The organism is Flavobacterium sp. DSR3-2, from assembly GCF_049896525.1.
Classification (GTDB): Bacteria; Bacteroidota; Bacteroidia; order Flavobacteriales; family Flavobacteriaceae; genus Flavobacterium.
On sequence record NZ_JAFCUM010000004.1, the window covers coordinates 1 to 19079 of the forward strand.

The following is a 19079-nucleotide window of genomic DNA, read 5'->3' on the forward strand; positions in this document are numbered from 1 at the left end:
GTTGTGTTTCCGATAGGGAAAACGGTAGGCGCATCGTTGGTTACAGATTTTACCTCACAGTTATCAGTAGTAGTTGGATTTCCGAGAGTTACATTGGCTTTAGCCGCAGTACAGGAAGCTACATCCACAGGCACCGTTACCGGCGCTGCACAGGTGATAGTTGGATTAATATTGTCTACCACCGTTACAATTTGAGTACAAGTAGCGGTATTCCCTGCATGGTCTGTTACAGTCCAAGTTACGGTTGTGTTTCCGATAGGGAAAACGGTAGGCGCATCGTTGGTTACAGATTTTACCTCACAGTTATCAGCAGTAGTTGGATTTCCAAGAGTTACATTGGCTTTAGCCGCAGTACAGGAAGCCACGTCCACAGGCACCGTTACCGGCGCTGCACAGGTGATGGTTGGATTTATATTGTCTACCACCGTTACAATTTGAGTACAAGTAGCGGTATTTCCGGCATTGTCTGTTACAGTCCAAGTTACGGTTGTGTTTCCGATAGGGAAAACGGTAGGCGCATCGTTGGTTACAGATTTCACCTCACAATTATCAGTAGTAGTTGGATTTCCAAGAGTTACATTGGCTTTAGCCGCAGTACAGGAAGCCACGTCCACAGGCACCGTTACCGGCCCTGCACAGGTTATAGTTGGATTGATATTGTCTACCACCGTTACAATTTGAGTACAAGTAGCAGTATTTCCTGCATGGTCTGTTACAGTCCAAGTTACGGTTGTGTTTCCGATAGGGAAAACGGTAGGCGCATCGTTGGTTACAGATTTTACCTCACAATTATCAGCAGTAGTTGGATTTCCAAGAGTTACATTGGCTTTAGCCGCAGTACAAGAAGCCACGTCCACAGGCACCGTTACCGGCGCTGCACAGGTTATAGTTGGATTTATGTTATCTTTTACAATAACATTTTGAGTAGCTGTGATATTATTTCCTTTTCCGTCATCAAAAGTCCAGGTCACTACGGTGGTTCCTTGAGTTGTGATAGGAAAAACAGTAGATGTTGTTCCTGTAATTGTTCCACTACAAACATCCGTAGTTGTTGGAGCGGTCGCAGTAGCAGCGCATTGTCCGGTTACATCTGCCAAAACGGGAGTAACAGGCGCAACAGTATCTTTTACAATTACTTTTTGCGTAGCGGTAGTTGTATTTCCGTTCCCGTCTTTAAAAGTCCAATTAATAACATAAGTTCCTTGAGTTGTATAAGTAAGAGGGTCTAACGTTGTTCCTACAATATAATTTCCACTGCAAACATCCGTAGTTGTTGGAGCGGTTGCAGTAGCAGCGCATTGTCCGGTTACATCTGCCAAAACAGGAGTGACAGGCGCAACAGTATCTTTTACAATTACTTTTTGAGTAGCGGTAGTTGTATTTCCGTTCCCATCTTTAAAACTCCAAGTGATGGTGTAGGTACCTTGAGTTGTATAAGTAAGAGGATCTAACGTTGTTCCTACAATATAATTTCCACTACAAACATCGGTAGTTTTTGGAGCAGTCGCAGTAGCAGCGCATTGTGCGGTTACATCAGCCAAAACGGGAGTCACAGGCGCAACAGTATCTTTTACAATTACTTTTTGAGTAGCGGTAGTTGTATTTCCGTTCCCATCTTTAAAACTCCAAGTGATGGTGTAGGTACCTTGAGTTGTATAGGTAAGAGGATCTAACGTTGTTCCTACAATATAATTTCCACTGCAAACATCCTTCGTTTTTGGAGCAGTCGCAGTAGCAGCGCATTGTCCGGTTACATCTGCCAAAACGGGAGTCACAGGCGCAACAGTATCTTTTACAATAACATTTTGAGTAGCGGAAGTTGTATTTCCGTTCCCGTCTTTAAAAGTCCAAGTAATAACATAAGTTCCTTGAGTTGTATAAGTAAGAGGATCTAACGTTGTTCCTACAATATAATTTCCACTACAAACATCGGTAGTTTTTGGAGCGGTCGCAGTAGCAGCGCATTGTCCGGTTACATCTGCCAAAACGGGAGTCACAGGCGCAACAGTATCTTTTACAATTACTTTTTGAGTAGCGGAAGTTGTATTTCCGTTCCCGTCTTTAAAAGTCCAAGTAATAACATAAGTTCCTTGAGTTGTATAGGTAAGAGGATCTAACGTTGTTCCTACAATATAATTTCCACTACAAACATCGGTAGTTTTTGGAGCGGTCGCAGTGGCAGCGCATTGTGCGGTTACATCAGCCAAAACGGGAGTCACAGGCGCAATAGTATCTTTTACAATTACTTTTTGAGTAGCGGTAGTTGTATTTCCGTTCCCGTCTTTAAAAGTCCAAGTAATAACATAAGTTCCTTGAGTTGTATAGGTAAGAGGATCTAACGTTGTTCCTACAATATAATTTCCACTACAAACATCCGTAGTTTTTGGAGCAGTCGCAGTAGCAGCGCATTGTGCGGTTACATCAGCCAAAACGGGAGTCACAGGCGCAACAGTATCTTTTACAATTACTTTTTGAGTAGCGGTAGTTGTATTTCCGTTCCCGTCTTTAAAAGTCCAAGTGATGGTGTAGGTACCTTGAGTTGTATAGGTAAGAGGGTCTAACGTTGTTCCTACAATATAATTTCCACTACAAACATCGGTAGTTTTTGGAGCGGTCGCAGTAGCAGCGCATTGTCCGGTTACATCTGCCAAAACGGGAGTAACAGGCGCAACAGTATCTTTTATAATAATTTTTTGATTTACTACAGCTTGATTATTACATTGATCAGATACTGTGTACGTCCTAGTAATAACAGTGGGTAAATTTCCATTTATAATATCTAAATTTGTAACAGTCATATTTAAATCAGTTGTACAATTATCACTAATTAATAAGCCTAATGATTCTAAAGCTGCTACTGTTTTTACAGCTGGGGGAAGATCGGTAAGAGAACAACCTTCTTTATTTACATCAGATAAAGTACCAGTAATGATCGGTGCAGTTGTATCTTGAATTTTAATAGTTTGTTTTACAATAGTCGAACCACAGATTGTTGTAATTTTAAAGGTTCTTTCAATCTTTATTGGGCAACTTCCACTTTTTGAATCTTTATAGGAAATGGAATAGGTGCTAACGTTACTACTATTCGGAAAAGTACCTCCGGCTGTTATAAACTGTGATAATGTAATATTTATGTCTGTTTCACTATAAGGCAAACCAGTTAATGCATCAGTTTCACATCCTTCAAAAGTTTTATTTACAGGTGCGACAACTGTTGGTTTTGGATAAACAGTAACTTTAATTGGTTTTTTTGGACCGATACAAGAATTAGTTTGACCTTCGGCAACATAATATGTAGTTTCTCCAACAGTAGTTGACGATGGAGTAATAGACATTTGAGCTGATGATGTTTCACTAGTGTAATAATATAAATCATAGGAAGGATTACTTGCAGTAGCGATTAGCGGTACTGTATTCTCATCAATACAATATTTTACATCAGTTACTAGAGGCAATGACGTAATGCTTGAAACGGTAATCGTAAATTGGAAATAACAATCACTGCCAACCCCCGGAGGTACTGCATAATATGTAGAAGTTCCAACAGTTGCAGGAAATGGTTTGTTTATGGTATATTGAATTGTTGTTCCTCTAACAACTGGATACGAGTTGTAAAATGTTGCTCCAGTAGGAAATGCTCCTGCTACAGCGGTAATCGCAATGGAACGTCCAGCGTTACAAAATGTAAAAGCCGTGATCGGTGGAGTAGCCTGACAATTTGTATTAACATAAGCAGCAGCATCGATTGTTGTTGTGTAAGGCGTTGGAATTGCGGTTCCTTGACAATTACCTCCTGAGGTGTAGCCTTGAATTAAAGATTTATCGATAACTTTTACTGTAGATACTGATCCTGTACCACTTAAAAAACCAATGACTGAAACTACATTATTACAGTTAATATTTTTTAATAATGTACAATCTTCAGTAATTTTAAATTTAAACGTAAGTTCTGCTAAGATGCTATTTTTATCTCCGTTAACAGGTAGCGGTAAAGTACCAAAATCCCAAACAACGGAACCATTTGCTCCAGTAGTGGGTTCGTAAACTAAGGTATTAGGAGAAGGGTTTGGTGTGAAATTGATGGTTTTAGAAGCACTATTTGCAATATAGGTGGCATTATAAGGTATTGGTATTACAATTTTTGTATTATTGATGGCTTCTGTACCTCGATTTTCTATTTGAATTTTATATTCTAACTCTTGACCAGGTAAAGCTTTTGTTGGGTTAGTGCCAGAAACAGGAACGTTATCGATTTTTGTAGCCGTAATAATACCTTCGATATCGGGAACATAGGCATCAACAGCCATTGCTATTGCAAATATGACATAGGTATCCTGTGTTGAACCGTATTTGAATTTTGTTGCTGTCTGATTATTACCTATTATGGAATTATCTGCATTAGGAATGGTAAACATACTTATGTCTAATCCAGTATTATTTGCAAGTGATGGATTTCTTTGATTTCCTCCCGTTTGTATCGAAGAATTAAAAAAATTGTTGGTCGAATTTGCGGAATGGTTAAGACTTAAATAGTTAGAGGAATTCTTTTTTTGAATCTGAAAATAATCACCAGATATTCCTCTATCGCCTTCTCCAGCAATCATTCCAAGTTTAATACCAACATTTCCTGAAGGTACTGCATTAAAACCTGTGACATCAATTTCGTGATTTATTGTTTTAGAACCTTTTACATAAGCATGTCCATCAAAAACAGTGATGTCACGATTTTTCATGCTTGAATTTTCGTAAATAACAATTAATCCCCAACCACCATAAAATCCAGTTCCACCACCATTTCCTTGTTTCAGAGCAATATCAGCCGCAAAATACTCTCCGACTCCGTGATCTTTGACATATTGCGTAACTTCTGCATAAGCAGAATACATATATCCATCTGAATTATTTGGATAATAAATTTCATTAACGTTCCCTATTGAACTTGCTGTTATATTCGTGTAATTGGATTCTCCAGGTCCTTTTAATGAGACAACTCTTTTGTCAAAATTTTTGTTAACACCACCGTTCGATGCAGCTACCATATAATTATTGGTATCACTATCTGACGCTCTTCCTGTCCAATATAATCCTGCATACACAATATTTGAACAAGAAGAAGCAGTTCCATTATCTGTAGGTAATGATAAGGTTGATGAGGATGAATTCCAAGTTTTTGAATCGTTATCAATGTCAACATAAATCATTGGATTATCATTGGTAACATTGTCACCATAATTCTGTAATGTTAAATTGGTATTACCAATCATGGTAAAATCACCTTTTACATTATACGTTTTCTTAAGTGGTGAAAATGTCGATGTCCTCTCTTTAAAAGGAATTTTGACCTGCGCATTCAAAGAAAACGCGAATCCTAAAAAAAAGATTACTATAAAAAATAGACGAAATATTGGGTAAACTATTTTAGATTCAGAGTATAGTTTTTTCATAATAATTATTGTAGGTTGTTATCTCATCTAGATTTATTCGCTTTGGTCTATTTTATAAAAAACAGTATATCGAGGATTTATGTTTTTAATAAGTTTGATTACAGAAGTTTCGCTACTACTAATATTAGAAAGGATGTACACGTACTTTAACTTAGAAAATAGGGAAAGTACTGATAAATCAATTGGAATATTTAAATCAGCGTTGCTGTCAATTTTAATAGTTACTATTTCAATATTTTCAATGTCGATGTTGGACGAGGCAATTGCGTTCAAAGATTTTGTATTTGTAAATAAAGAGTTTGGATTATCTCCATAACTTTCAACCTTGCCAGAATAAAAATAAACGGTCTGTTGCACATCATTCAACAAATTTTCCAAACGTTTTGATTCAGGGTTTACTGATCTCGAATTTTGCTCAGATTTTTTCATTGCTGCTAAAAAAGACTTTATCTCCAGCACTTGAGGCGTTTCATCACTGGATTTTAATACTTGACCAGAAGCTGAACTTGCCAATGATGCAAAACAAACGAAAACTAATTTTTTTAAAAGTTCAATTGATGAATTTTTAAAAAAATTAGAAAAGTCTGAAACCCGATTTTTTGAGGTAAAGTATTTTTTTTCCATGAATGTTATGAGGATTAAAATTAGGTTTTTTATGAATTATCAAATTAATAAAGAACTAAATTATATGTAATAAATTACAGTTGTTTCTTTTTTCTGCAAACAACCTAAATACTCGGTTAAGTGCATGTTTTTGTTAAATCAATCTTAAAAAAACACATCAAATTATTAAGCTATCTGCAGTAATATCAGCCTTTAATAACAATTACTCTTTTTTGTTTAACTTTATATTAGGAGTTGTTTCAGTCTTTTATTAGTTAACTTTTTGAAAATTTTAATGAATATTTTATAGAATAAAAAGTTAAAAAATAATATTATAATTTTTTGTTTTGTAAATTACATTTCATCAATTTTACTAATCGAAAACAGAAATTTTTCCGACATGAAAAACTTAATTTTGGTTCGCCATGCAAAATCAAGTTGGGAGGTTCCCATCCATGATAAAAATCGTGCTTTAAACTGTCAAGGAATAAAAGATGCTCATCTTGTTGCCGCTCAAGCCAAAGATTTAATTCCGAAAACCTATATAATCTGGAGTAGTTCTGCAAAAAGAGCCACTGATACTGCGTTAATTTTTGCTCAAAATATTTCATATCCTATTGAAAGCATTGTTTACAAAGACGACCTTTATACTTTTGATGAAAAGAATCTAGAGAACGTTATTAAATCATGCAGTAATATTTTTGAAAGTGTTATTCTTTTTGGACATAATGCGGCAATTACAGATTTTGTTAATAGATTTGGAGATATTTTTATCGAAAATGTTCCAACAGCTGGTTTTGTATCTTTAAAATTTGATGGTGATGATTGGAAAAAAATAAAAAATGGTAAAATAAAAAAAATAATATTCCCCAAAAATCTAAGATGAATAAAGTATTAGAATATAAATATATTGATAGAGAAAAAAGTTGGTTGGCATTCAACGCAAGAGTACTTCAAGAAGCTGGCGATCATTCAGTTCCGTTATTAGACAGGTTGCGTTTTTTGGGTATTTTTTCAAATAATTTAGACGAGTTTTTCAGAGTTCGTTTTGCAGCTATACGACGATTGAGTTTAACGGGAATATCTGGAGAAAAATATTTGGGAGGTATTTCAGCGCAACAATTAGTTAAAGATATTACTGAAATTGTCATACAGCAACAATCTGAAAGTTTACGAATTTTAAATATTATCGAAAGCGAACTTGAAACTAAAAACATATTTATCATTACCGAATCGGATATTACGAATGAACAAGAAATTTTTCTAAAAGATTTTTTTATTCAAAAAGTGAGCCCTGAATTGGTAACAATTATCTTAAATGATTTAGCTGAATTTCCAGTATTGAAAGATACTTCGGGATATTTAGCCATCAAGCTGGTTATGAATAAAAATTCAGAAGTTCGATATGCAGTTATCGAAATTCCCAAAACGATTAACCGCTTTGTTGTTTTACCGTCTAATAACGAAAAACAGTACGTCATTCTTCTGGATGATGTTATCCGACACAACCTGAGCAATATTTTTAATATTTTTGACTACAAAAACGTTACGGCTCACATGATAAAAATCACCAGAGATGCGCAACTTGACATTGATAGTGATTTGAGTAAAAGTATGATTGAAAAAATATCACTAAGTGTAAAAGACAGAAGGATTGGAGAACCCGTGCGTTTTATTTACGACCAATTAATCGAAGACGATACATTGAATTTTTTCTTGGACAAAATGAAAATTGTGTCCACTGACAGCATCATTCCTGGCGGAAGATATCACAACAGACGTGATTATATGAATTTTCCAAATCTGGGAAGATATGATTTGTTATACCAAACGAATGATCCCCTTCCTATTCCGGGATTAAGTCTTGAAGGAAGTATGCTCGAAAAAATAAGCGAGAAAGATTATTTATTAAATGCTCCTTATCAATCCTTTTCCTATTTGACCAAGTTTTTGCGTGAAGCGGCGTTGGATCCCAAAGTAATTTCGATTAAAATCACTTTGTATAGATTGGCAAAAAACTCTCAAATTATTAGTTCGCTCATAAATGCGGCAAAAAACGGAAAAAAAGTAACGGTCCAAATTGAATTGCAAGCTCGTTTTGATGAGGCTTCCAATATTTCTTATGCTGAACAAATGCAATTGGAAGGTATTGAACTCATTTTTGGAATAAAAGGACTTAAAGTACATAGTAAAATATGTGTTATCGAAAGAATTGAGAATGACAAAATAAAACGATATGGTTTTATTTCAACCGGCAACTTTAATGAATCTACTGCGAAAGTGTATACTGATGTTACTCTTTTTACATCTCATCAACAGATTTTAAAAGACATCATGCGGATATTCGAGTTCTTTGACATCAATTATAGAGTGCATCGCTACAAGCACCTTATTGTTTCACCTCATTACACCAGAACGAGATTTGTAAAGTTGATTGATCGGGAAATTACACATGCTTTGGCAGGAAGAAAAACGCATATAAAATTGAAAATGAATAGTTTGTCTGATTTTGCAATGATTGATAAATTATATGAAGCAAGTAAAGCCGGTGTAAAAATTCAACTTGAAATAAGAGGGATTTGTTCGTTGATTCCCGGAATTCCAGGAATGAGTGATAATATAGAGGCAATAAGTATTGTGGATAATTATCTGGAACATTCCAGAATTTATATTTTTGGCAATGCAGGGCAAACGGAAGTTTTTATTTCATCAGCAGACTTTATGACCAGAAATCTTGATGGAAGGGTCGAAGTAACGTGTCCTATTTATGATCAGGAAATAAAAAATGAACTGATTGATAATTTTGACATTGGCTGGAAAGGTAATGTAAAAGCCCGTTTCCATTCATACAAACTAGATAATAAATACCGTACAAGAAATCATAATCCTGTTTTTAGAGCGCAATTTGAAACGTACAAATACTATCAAAAAAAACAGCAAGAAGTAGTGCCTGATGAAGAAAAAGTATAATTAATTGTTTATATCTGGATGGGATTTTGCACTCATATAATTAAGAAATCTACACTATAATCAGTAAATAATGAATTGGAAATGATTAAAATAAAAAAATATGCAGCAATTGATATTGGCTCCAATGCCATGCGTTTGTTGATTGCTAATATTGTGGAACAAGAAGGTAAAGAGCCTCAGTTTAACAAAAGTTCCCTCGTTCGTGTACCTATTCGTCTTGGCCAGGACGCTTTTACAGTTGGTGAAATTTCAGAAGAGAATATCGAAAGAATGTGTGATGCCATGAAGGCTTTTAATCTTTTGATGAAAGTGCATAAAGTGGAACGCTACATGGCTTTTGCAACCTCTGCGATGCGAGAAGCCTATAATGGTAAAGAAGTTGTAGCATTGATAAAGAAAAAAGCAGATATAAAAATAGAAATTATTGATGGTAAAAAAGAAGCTGCCTTAATTGCATCGACTGATTTACATCATTTGTTAAAAACGGATCAAACCTATCTTTTTGTCGATGTTGGCGGCGGAAGTACTGAGTTTACGTTATTTTCAAATGGTAAAATGATCAACTCAAGATCTTTTAAAGCTGGAACCGTTCGTTTACTGAATGATATGGTCTGCGATATAGTGTGGGATGAAATTGAAAAATGGATTAAAACAAATACGCAAGAATTTGATGAAGTTACGTTGATAGGTTCTGGTGGAAATATAAATAAGCTTTTTAAAATGTCGGGGAAATTACAAGATAAGCCGCTTTCTTACATTTACATGAATTCTCAATATACTTTTTTAAATTCTCTTTCTTATGAGCAAAGAATATCTGAACTAGGTCTCAATCCTGATCGTGCCGATGTAATTATTCCTGCCACAAGAATTTATCTGAATGCCATGAAATGGAGTGGAGCAAGAAATATTTATGTACCAAAAATTGGTCTTTCGGATGGAATTGTAAAAGCAATGTACTACGGTAAAATTTAATTTTAATATAGATTATGCGTCTAAATCTAATCCAAATGTTGTGCGTAACAGCTCAATGTTTGGATTTATCTCCAATAATCTATTGTAGCGATCTTGGTCATTAAAACTTCTTTTATTTTCTATACTTTCATTTACAACAACCTCAATTGTGATGTCATGATTGTGTAGATGTCCTTTCAAATGTCCCAAAAGGCCATGTATTTCTTTTTCAAAATCTAATTTTGAGCCTTCATTTGGCAATTCAATGGTAATTGCGGTTCCATTTAATTTTGGATCGTTGATGAGCAACAACGATTCCATAATTTTATAGCCTTTGTCTCCTAAACGTTGCGCGTATTTGTTCCATTGCAACAGCATTTCTGTCTCTGTGAATGGTTCAGTTGGCAAATGAAGCACCTCTTTTACAATTCCTTTACTGCTTTCTTCTAATGCTTTTTTAGCGCGAATACTGGCTAATGAAAACGCAGAAACCTTTGGCTCATTCGATTGTGGAATGTTAATTTTTACTTCAGGGGTAGGAACTGGAATTGATGGAATAGCAGTTATAGTTTCCGGTTCTTTTATTTGAATTAATTCTATAACTGGGATAGCAGATTTTGAATCTTCAATTTTTGTTTGATCCGTTATTGAATAATCATTCTTTTTAAAATAAGTAGGTGGAATTATATATTGTTCAACTTTTTTTTTTCTCCATCAAAAGTGATAGAGGCTAGTTGCATCAGGCAAAGTTCAACAAGAAGTCGCTGATTTTGGCTCAGTTTGTATTTTAAATCACAATCATTTGCAATCTCGATTCCTTTCAAAAGAAAGTCTTGATTGCATTTTTGTGCTTGCACACCATACATTTGTTGTGCTTGTTCACCAACTTCTAATAAAGTTAACGTTGCAGGTGTTTTGGAAACTAACAAATCTCTGAAATGGGAAGCCAATCCGGAAACAAAATGATGCGCATCAAATCCTTTAGAAAGAATTTCGTTAAAAGCCATTAATAAATCCGGGATTTTATTTTCTAAAATCAAATCGGTAATGTTGATGTACGTTTCGTAATCCAACACATTCAAATTCTCCGTCACGGCCTGACGCGTTAAATCTTTTCCACAAAAAGAAACGACTCGGTCAAAAATAGACAAAGCATCTCGCATGGCGCCGTCCGCTTTTTGAGCAATGATATGCAAAGCGTCATCTTCAAAAACTACGCCTTGACTGGTGGCGACTTCGGCAAGATGTTCTTTAGCATCTTTTACGGTAATTCTTTTAAAATCAAATATCTGACAACGAGAAAGTATCGTTGGAATAATTTTATGTTTTTCGGTCGTTGCCAAAATAAAAATGGCGTGCTTAGGCGGTTCTTCCAGTGTTTTTAAGAAAGCATTAAAAGCTGCTGATGATAACATATGAACCTCATCAATAATATATACTTTGTATTGTCCTGTTTGTGGTGGGATCCGAACTTGATCTATTAAATTCCTGATATCATCGACAGAGTTGTTGGACGCTGCATCTAATTCGAAAACATTAAAAGCAAAATCTTCATTGGGATCATCGTATCCTGGCTGGTTTATTTTTCGGGCCAAAATACGAGCGCATGTAGTTTTACCAACACCGCGTGGTCCTGTAAATAAGAGTGCAGAAGCAAGATGGTTGCTTTCTATGGCATTTAGTAAAGTATTGGTAATGGCTTTTTGTCCTACAACATCTTTAAATGTTTGAGGTCGATATTTACGTGCCGATACAACAAATTGTTCCATAAAAATTAATTCAAGCACAAATATAGGTTTTGGTGAGTCAAATAACAAAAAATAAAACAGAATTTAAGTGTTGGCCTGAGACAAATTAAATCTAGATTTCTTAAAAATTTATTCTAAATATTTGCAATTATTTCTTTATCAAGTAGCTTTAGTAATGCGTATTCCTCCGGCAGAAATTTAGCATTAATTTTTTTGGATTTGTATTGCCAGATAGAACCTTTTTCGAATGCAGCAATAACAGTTGGATGAACATAATATTTTTTACAAACGGATCTTGTATTGCCCAGTTTTAAGGCAACTTCATCAATTACTTCAATTATTTTGCGTTTGGATTCCGTTTGACTTACTGGTGGTTTTAATTGTTGGAACGCACTTAATGCGTTTACGCTTCCTGACCAAACCCGAAAATCCTTAGCAGTAAAATCTTGGTTTGTTATGTTTTTTAAGTAATTATTTATATCTGACGAACCAATTGTATGATGATTTCCTTGCAAGTCATAATATTGGAATAGATCTTGTCCGGGAATATCTTTACATCTTTTGACTAATGTCGCTAATTTTTTACTGATAAAACTGATTTTATGCTTGACACCTTTTTTACCTGTAAATTCAAATCGAATATTTGAATTTTGAAATTTGACATGTCTATCTTGTAAAGTAGTTAATCCGAATGAGCCGTATAATTTTTTGTACGTTTCATTTCCAATACGAATATTTGTTACCTCTATTAATTTTATTACAAGCGCAATAACTTTTTCGTACGTTAAATTTTTATTTTTTAAATCTTGTTCCACATGTTTTCGAATCAAAGGCAAAGCTAAAGCAAAACTTTGAATGCGATAAAATTTAGATTGATTTCTGATTTTGTTCCATTGCTCATGATAACGATACTGTTTTCTGCCTTTAGAATCTATGCCTGTAGCTTGTAAGTGACCATTTTCATAAGGCGAAATCCATACGTTTTCCCATGCTGGCGGAAGCACTAATTTTAAAATTCGGGTTAAAATTTCAGGATCATTAATTGAATTCTCATTTTGATCAATGTAATGATAAGTATCGTTGCTTTTGATTCTAAAATAACCTTTAGTATAATTTACACAATAGCGAAGACTTACTGCTTTTGCTGTAATTAGGGGATCCCGACCCATTTTTTCTAGCTTAGATTGTAAGCGGTTCATTGTACTGTAATATTATTCTGGACGATCTTCTCTTCCTTTAATCGTCAGTTCATTTAAAACCATAGCGGCACTATTGTCAGCAAATGCAGATAGTCCTGCTACAAAAACACCTTTTTCTCCCGTACTTGATTTAATACCAAAAACCGTAGCTTCATCTCCAGGATCACTCTCTCCTTCATACCGATATAGATGCACAATTTCAAAATCATCCGGACTGTCAATTATCCTTTTTTCTTGAACGTTAAAATCGATTGTAAATCCTTTTTCTTTTAATTCTTCCAGTGCTTTAGAAACAGTCGCATAGTGATACATTCGCTTATCCATGATATTTTTTTTATGAGTTAATTGTATTTAATTAAAGGTATACTTATTAGGGATATAAGTTTTTATATAAATATTGTCAAGTAGTTTAAAATTTTTCACTTTTAATTTTTAGTTCTGTCACAACTGTTTGTGGGTTGTGCAGAATGTTTATGATTTCATTTTTAATGTGAGATAACTAATGATGAATTTAGAAACTTCAATCCTGATAAAGTGTGTTTAGGTACTTTTTTTTGTTGAATTAAAACTTTAAATTTTATCCCCATATCGACTAATAATCTATAATTCATAAGTGCTTCATGGGCTGCTAACTGTAAATTATTTTGATTTTTCACCAAAGCAATATTTTGATACTCTTTGATACCCAAACCTAATAAAAATTGTGCCTGGTCTACCATTCCGCAACTTTCCATGCCATAATTTAAACCCCATTGGGATAAAGCGGAAAAATTTATATGTGTTGTAATGTCTTGCTCACCAATAAATTGATAGGGGTTGTCGTTTTTTTGATGTTTATGATAACACAATAGTGTACCGCAACTTCGACGGCTAGTGTACAAATCACTCGACAATGATCCATAATCTATCGTAATAATGTATCCTTTTTGTAACGAAGAAGAAACTTCCTTTATCCATGAAATTGCCTGCAAATTGACCTCTGTGCGAAAACCTTTCGGCAGTTGTACGTTTAATGTTTTAAAATAATGAATCAGTTTTTTATTTGCAGGCTTTAAAATTTCCACAAAACCCTCTTTGTAATCTACAAATATTTCTTTAAGTTCCTCATCCATAATGACCTGATGTATAGAAAAATTGTCAATCAATTCATTTGATAAAATACAGCCGTTAATTTGGGGAATATCCTGAATTGAGTTGTACCAACTGACTTTTTCTTTCAGATGACGCTTTTCAATTTCGCGCATGCTAACACTCTTTTCAATAATGCAATAGTTTAAGGTATCATATAAAGCATTATTGTTTTTGAGATATTCTAAAATATCGTGACACAATAAACCCGTGCCAGCTCCATATTCAATAATCTTAAAAGGTTCTTTTCCTAAATTTTTCCACATCTCTTCAATTTGCCGCCCGATCATGGCACCAAAATCAGCAGAGATATAAGGGCTCGTGTAAAAATCACCATCAGCTCCAATTTTATTTTGCGTGGCATTGTAATAGCCCAATTTTGGATAATACAATGCCATTTCCATAAAATCTTCAAAAGATATTGGCCCTTCTTTTTTGATTCGTTTTATTATTATTTCGGATAACTGCACCACGATTAAATAAATATTTTTTTAGACTTTAAAAACAAGTTCTATTTTTTTTAAAAGAAGGAATAAGAAAAATTAGAGTTTGCATTGTCCTCCGCCATCGATACATAATTTTTCTAAAAAAAATGCCGCATCATTATCTGAATTAGCTGAAAATCCTGATACAAAAACTCCTTTTATACCTAAATTTGAAGTTATGCCATAAACCACTGATTCTTCTGCTGGATCAGTATCACCTTCGTAGCGATATACATGATTCACTTCGTAATTGTGTGGATTAGTTTTAATGTCTTCTTGATGAATATTAAAATCATAGGTAAAACTTTTTTCTTTCAAATCCTCTAAAGCTTCCAAAACTGTGGTGTAATGATAGGATGGTTTCATAAATAACGGAAGATTAATTGTGAATTATAAAGGTAACTAATTTATTATTAAGTCGTTATAAAAAGGTTGTTAAAGTAAATTGTCTGAGATAGAGATACACGAAAAAATAATGTAATTTCGCACCGCAGACCGCCTTATCGCCGTTTTGAGTATTCAAAAGGGAGGAAAGTCCGGACACCAAAGGGAAGCATAGCGGGTAATACCCGTCGGTACCGATTTATCGGGATTAGGACAAGTGCAACAGAAAGTATGTACAGGTAATGCTGTAGTGAAACCAGGTAAACTCTATGCGGTGAAATATCAAGTATATCAGCATTTAAGGGCTTCTCGTCCGTTGTTGAAGGGTAGATAGCTTGAGTCCCGCAGTAATGCGGGATCTAGATAAATGATGAGGCTCTAATTTATTGGAGACAGAATCCGGCTTACAGGTCTGCATTTTTTTATTTAAAGCCAAATCACATTTATTTTTGATGTAATAGGTGAAATTTTAGAACATTAAAATTAATCTATTGTCATTGATTTGAGTTTAGTTCTATAAGCTTCAAGTGCAATAGATTTGCTTATAAACCCATAATACTTGTCGTTTTTAAGTACCGGAAGGAATGCAACTTTGGATTTTTCGAACTTATCCATGACCGTTTCCATACTTTCATCCGGAGTGACAATTTCAATAGGCTTCATCATAATTTCTTTTATCAGAGTGTATTTAACCCTATAGGAATTAAATATGATTTCCCGAATTGTATTAAAATGGACAATTCCCAGAAGTTGATTTTCATCATCTACAACGGCAAATATCACTTGGTTTGAATGGGAAATTAAATCAACTAATTTTTCTAGATTTTCATCGGGGGCAATAGTCAAAAAATCAGTTTGGATAATGGAATTTGTATCTAAAGTAGAGAGTACATTTGTATCTTTATTACTAGTGAATGCATGTCCTTTTTGTGCCAAATTTTTCACATCCATTGAATGTTTTTCAAAACGTTTAGAAATAGCAAAACTAATAGAAGAAACAATCATCAGGGGAATCATTAAGTTGTAGCCGCCCGTAATTTCAGCAATAAGGAAAATCGCTGTTAACGGCGCATGAAACAATCCACTTAAAATCCCTGCCATTCCAACCAATGTAAAATTACTTACTGGTAATTTTGTAAGCCCTGTTAAATTTAAAAATTTAGAAAAGAAAAAACCAACATACGAACCCAGAAATAACGAAGGGGCAAAATTACCTCCATTACCGCCGCTGCCTAAAGTGATTCCTGTGGCAAAAACCTTTATCATCATTGTACATCCTACAAAAAGTAAAAGTGCCCAGCTGTTATTTCTAAAACTGCTGAATAATGTATTTTCCAATAATTGTCCGGGATCATTGTCAGATAATGTTTTGATACTATCATATCCTTCTCCAAATAGTGTTGGAAAAATAAAAATAAGGATGGCTAAAATAGAAGAACCAAACAACGCTTTTTTATAGGGAGAGAGTTTAAGTCGGGCAAAAAAATGTTCGACTTTCTGAAAATTACGGGAGTAATAAACCGAAATGAATCCTGTGAATAAGCCTAAAAGAATATAATAAGCAATGTTATGATAATCAAAACTTTGTTGCTGTTTGAACGAAAGCAATATTCCTTCATCTAATGCAATTACAGAAACCAAAGCACCGGTAGCCGCTGCAATCATAATGGGTGTAAAAGCGGCAATACTAACATCAACCAATAACACTTCGATCGCAAATAAAACCCCGGCTATTGGTGCATTAAAAGCTGCGGCAACACCTGCGGCAACACCACAACCGATAAGGAGCGTTCGGTCTTTGTAACTCAATTTATATTTTTGGGCATAATTTGATCCAAAAGCGGCACCGGTAATAACAATCGGACTTTCTAAACCTGCCGAACCACCCAAACCAACTGTGAGTGAGCTGGTAATGATTTGGGCGTACATTTGTTTTTTTGGAATAATACTCGCCTTTTTAGCAACGGCATATAAAATTTGTGAAGTTCCTTTTTGTATTGATCCACCCAAAACTCTTTTGATAACAAAAACGGTGAGCAAAATACCAATTATTGGCAGAATACTATTTAGAAATCCTAATTTCAAAATTCCACTGACATACGTGGCAAAAGAAAAAACCCAGTGGGCAAAAGTTTTTAGTACAATTACTGCAAAAGCGGAAGAAATACCAACTAAAACTGCGGATAAAAATATAAACTGTTTTGGAGTTAGCAAGGATTGCGCTAAGGCAACTATTACTTCTAATTTGGATATATATTTTTTGAACATTATAATTTTTTAAAAGGGGTGCAAAACTACTATTATTTTAATCCTAACAAATATTTTTTAACGCTTCTTTTGTGCTTAATGGTTTTAAATTACAATTTGCCACAAACTGCCGCACAGCTTCTGGATTTATTTTGTTTAAAAGCGTTTTCTAAGGCACGTGTAAAATTCATAAATATTAAATTTTTCGTTATTCTGATCACAGTCGAAGTGCTAAAATCCAACCGCTGTGTCATCACCTCTAAAATCAGCGCCACCTTGCAGTTTTTGATTTGGTAAAACTAAAATCGCATCTACTTTTCCTATAACAGGTGTCGTTTTTTCATTAATGAGATATCCTTTTGATTTTAAGGTTGTAAAGGTTTTAGTATTGAAAGTATTAGGCTCAAAAGTGATTAAATCCGGCAACCATTGGTGGTGAAAACGGGGTGCATTTACTGCTTGTTGCATGCTGAAATTATACTCAGAAACATTTAAAATCGTTTGCAATACCGATGTAATAATCGTAGAACCACCGGGCGAACCCACAACCATGAATAATTTGCCGTTTCTCTCCACAATTGTTGGTGTCATAGAACTCAACATTCGTTTTTGTGGCGCAATACTGTTGGCCTCATTTCCCACTAATCCAAACATATTGGGTTCACCTGGTTTGGCACTGAAATCATCCATTTCATTGTTTAAGAAAAATCCCAATTCATCACAATAATATTTAGAACCGTATCCATCGTTTAATGTTGTAGTTGCCGAAACAGCATTACCAAATTGATCTACAATCGAATAATGAGTAGTTTCTGTACTCTCATTATAATTTACTTTTCCTTCTTTTATTTCCGATGATAATGTGGCTTTTTCAAAACTAAAATTCGACATTCTTTGTTTCAAATAATCATCTGCCATTAATGCTTTTAAAGGAATTTTTACAAAATCCGGGTCACCCAGATAATAACTTCTGTCTGCATAAGCTCTTCTTTCGGCTTCTACAATAACCTGGATGGCCTCAGTTGAATTATGGCCCATTTTAGCCAGGTCGAAAGGCGCTATCATTTTGAATATTTCAGCCAGACAAATACCGCCACTACTTGGTGGAGGCATCGATATAACCTTTAAATCCTTGTAATCAAAAGTGAGTGGCGTTCTCCATTTGGCTTGGTATTGAGCCAAATCTTCCAAGGTGATTATAGCTCCTTTTTCATGGAGATATTTAACTAATATTTCAGCAGTTTTCCCTTTGTAAAATTCATCTCTGCCATTTTTTGAAATCCTTTTCAATGTAGCAGCCAGCGCAGGATATTGTATAACATCATTTTCTTTGAAAACAGTTGCAAATAGCGTTTTGTCACCATTTACTTTTATGATTTTCGCTCGGTAATCATTTAGTCGATCTTCTTGTCTTTTAGTAACAATGACTCCTCTTTCAGCCAATGCAATTACGGGTTTCAAAAGTTCTTCCATAGAAAGTGAACCCAGTTTTTCATGAACGGCAAAAACGCCAGCAATGGTTCCGGGAACTCCAATCGCAAGTGGAGATTCAGTGCTTTTTCCTTTTATGACATTTCCTTTTTCGTCAAGGAACATGTCTTTTGTAGCCGCTAATGGTGCTTTTTCTCGGTAATCCAATGAACCAACTTCGCCATTTGCTTTACGATACACCATAAAACCACCACCGCCAAGATTTCCCGCAAACGGGTAAGCCACTGCAAGAGCCAATTCAGTTGCCACCATCGCATCAAAAGCATTGCCACCTTTTCTCATGATTTCAACTCCAATTTTTGAAGCTTCTTCACGAGCCGATACTACCATTGCTTTATCAGCAACCAGGCCTGTGGGTTGAACCATTACATTTTGGGTTTTACAACCAATAGAAAAAACACTCAATAAAATAATCATTTTTTTCATTCG

Annotated in this window: 13 protein-coding genes and 1 other RNA gene; 4 read left to right on the top strand and 10 right to left on the bottom strand. The window is 34.7% G+C overall.

Annotated features, from left to right (window positions below; all coding sequences use genetic code 11):
- Both ACP7AV_RS06945 and ACP7AV_RS06950 read right to left on the bottom strand, forming a co-directional pair.
- The coding region (locus ACP7AV_RS06945; RefSeq protein ID WP_426091328.1) for an HYR domain-containing protein at nt 1-5444 on the bottom strand (5444 nt) is incomplete at its 3' end.
- 33 nt (nt 5445-5477) lie between these two features.
- Nucleotides 5478-6068: a hypothetical protein gene (locus ACP7AV_RS06950; protein ID WP_426091329.1), complete on the bottom strand. Its 591-nt coding sequence runs from the start codon at nt 6066-6068 to the stop codon at nt 5478-5480.
- Nucleotides 6069-6447: 379 nt separating this feature from the next.
- Here ACP7AV_RS06950 and ACP7AV_RS06955 point away from each other — a divergent pair, with 379 nt between their 5' ends.
- From ACP7AV_RS06955 to ACP7AV_RS06965, 3 genes are all read left to right on the top strand, one after another.
- Nucleotides 6448-6933, top strand: a complete 486-nt coding sequence (locus ACP7AV_RS06955) for a SixA phosphatase family protein (RefSeq protein WP_426063837.1) — start codon at nt 6448-6450, stop codon at nt 6931-6933.
- Nucleotides 6930-9017, top strand: coding sequence for a polyphosphate kinase 1 (ppk1, locus tag ACP7AV_RS06960; RefSeq protein ID WP_426063838.1), 2088 nt, complete (start codon nt 6930-6932; stop codon nt 9015-9017). The genes ACP7AV_RS06955 and ppk1 overlap by 4 nt, the downstream gene beginning before the upstream one ends.
- 81 nt (nt 9018-9098) lie before the next feature.
- A complete protein-coding gene (locus ACP7AV_RS06965) occupies nt 9099-9989 on the top strand; it encodes a Ppx/GppA phosphatase family protein (protein WP_426063839.1) in 891 nt (296 codons plus the stop codon).
- 12 nt (nt 9990-10001) lie between these two features.
- Here the strand turns inward: ACP7AV_RS06965 and ACP7AV_RS06970 are convergent, their stop codons facing one another.
- The 6 genes from ACP7AV_RS06970 to ACP7AV_RS06995 all read right to left on the bottom strand — a co-directional run bounded on the left by ACP7AV_RS06970 (nt 10002) and on the right by ACP7AV_RS06995 (nt 14894).
- Nucleotides 10002-10385, bottom strand: coding sequence for a DNA polymerase III (locus ACP7AV_RS06970; protein ID WP_426063840.1), 384 nt, complete (start codon nt 10383-10385; stop codon nt 10002-10004).
- 266 nt (nt 10386-10651) lie between these two features.
- The gene (gene dnaX / locus ACP7AV_RS06975; protein ID WP_426064031.1) at nt 10652-11737 is read right to left on the bottom strand and encodes a DNA polymerase III subunit gamma/tau; all 1086 of its coding nucleotides are present in this window, start codon (nt 11735-11737) and stop codon (nt 10652-10654) included.
- A 113-nt stretch (nt 11738-11850) separates the two neighbouring features.
- Entirely contained in the window at nt 11851-12885 is a 1035-nt protein-coding gene (locus tag ACP7AV_RS06980; RefSeq protein WP_426091330.1) for a DNA topoisomerase IB, read from the bottom strand.
- Nucleotides 12886-12927: 42 nt separating this feature from the next.
- Complete coding sequence (locus tag ACP7AV_RS06985) at nt 12928-13239, bottom strand: hypothetical protein (protein ID WP_091208587.1); 312 nt, start codon at nt 13237-13239, stop codon at nt 12928-12930.
- A 161-nt stretch (nt 13240-13400) separates the two neighbouring features.
- Nucleotides 13401-14516, bottom strand: a complete 1116-nt coding sequence (locus tag ACP7AV_RS06990) for a class I SAM-dependent methyltransferase (RefSeq protein ID WP_426091331.1) — start codon at nt 14514-14516, stop codon at nt 13401-13403.
- Nucleotides 14517-14585: 69 nt separating this feature from the next.
- Complete coding sequence (locus tag ACP7AV_RS06995; RefSeq protein ID WP_426063843.1) at nt 14586-14894, bottom strand: hypothetical protein; 309 nt, start codon at nt 14892-14894, stop codon at nt 14586-14588.
- A gap of 121 nt (nt 14895-15015) precedes the next feature.
- On the opposite strand from ACP7AV_RS06995, the gene rnpB reads away from it, so the two are divergent.
- An RNA gene (gene rnpB, locus ACP7AV_RS07000) (RNase P RNA component class A) lies at nt 15016-15335 on the top strand.
- A gap of 60 nt (nt 15336-15395) precedes the next feature.
- Here rnpB and ACP7AV_RS07005 read toward each other — a convergent pair.
- Both ACP7AV_RS07005 and ggt read right to left on the bottom strand, forming a co-directional pair.
- On the bottom strand, nt 15396-17180 hold the full coding sequence (locus ACP7AV_RS07005) for a chloride channel protein (RefSeq protein ID WP_426063844.1): 1785 nt from the start codon (nt 17178-17180) through the stop codon (nt 15396-15398).
- Nucleotides 17181-17390: 210 nt separating this feature from the next.
- Nucleotides 17391-19076 (bottom strand): gamma-glutamyltransferase, encoded by a 1686-nt coding sequence (gene ggt / locus ACP7AV_RS07010; protein ID WP_426091332.1) that lies wholly within the window; start codon nt 19074-19076, stop codon nt 17391-17393.
- Nucleotides 19077-19079 lie beyond the last annotated feature (3 nt).

Bases quoted from the DNA above. Each gene is read 5' to 3' on its own strand.
- ACP7AV_RS07005 (WP_426063844.1), bottom strand. From the start codon at position 17,180: ATGTTCAAAAAATATATATCCAAATTAGAAGTAATAGTTGCCTTAGCG.
- ACP7AV_RS06995 (WP_426063843.1), bottom strand. From the start codon at position 14,894: ATGAAACCATCCTATCATTACACCACAGTTTTGGAAGCTTTAGAGGAT.
- ACP7AV_RS06950 (WP_426091329.1), bottom strand. From the start codon at position 6,068: ATGGAAAAAAAATACTTTACCTCAAAAAATCGGGTTTCAGACTTTTCT.
- dnaX (WP_426064031.1), bottom strand. From the start codon at position 11,737: ATGGAACAATTTGTTGTATCGGCACGTAAATATCGACCTCAAACATTT.
- ACP7AV_RS06980 (WP_426091330.1), bottom strand. From the start codon at position 12,885: ATGGGTCGGGATCCCCTAATTACAGCAAAAGCAGTAAGTCTTCGCTAT.
- ggt (WP_426091332.1), bottom strand. From the start codon at position 19,076: ATGAAAAAAATGATTATTTTATTGAGTGTTTTTTCTATTGGTTGTAAA.
- ACP7AV_RS06985 (WP_091208587.1), bottom strand. From the start codon at position 13,239: ATGGATAAGCGAATGTATCACTATGCGACTGTTTCTAAAGCACTGGAA.
- ACP7AV_RS06965 (WP_426063839.1), top strand. From the start codon at position 9,099: ATGATTAAAATAAAAAAATATGCAGCAATTGATATTGGCTCCAATGCC.
- ppk1 (WP_426063838.1), top strand. From the start codon at position 6,930: ATGAATAAAGTATTAGAATATAAATATATTGATAGAGAAAAAAGTTGG.
- ACP7AV_RS06955 (WP_426063837.1), top strand. From the start codon at position 6,448: ATGAAAAACTTAATTTTGGTTCGCCATGCAAAATCAAGTTGGGAGGTT.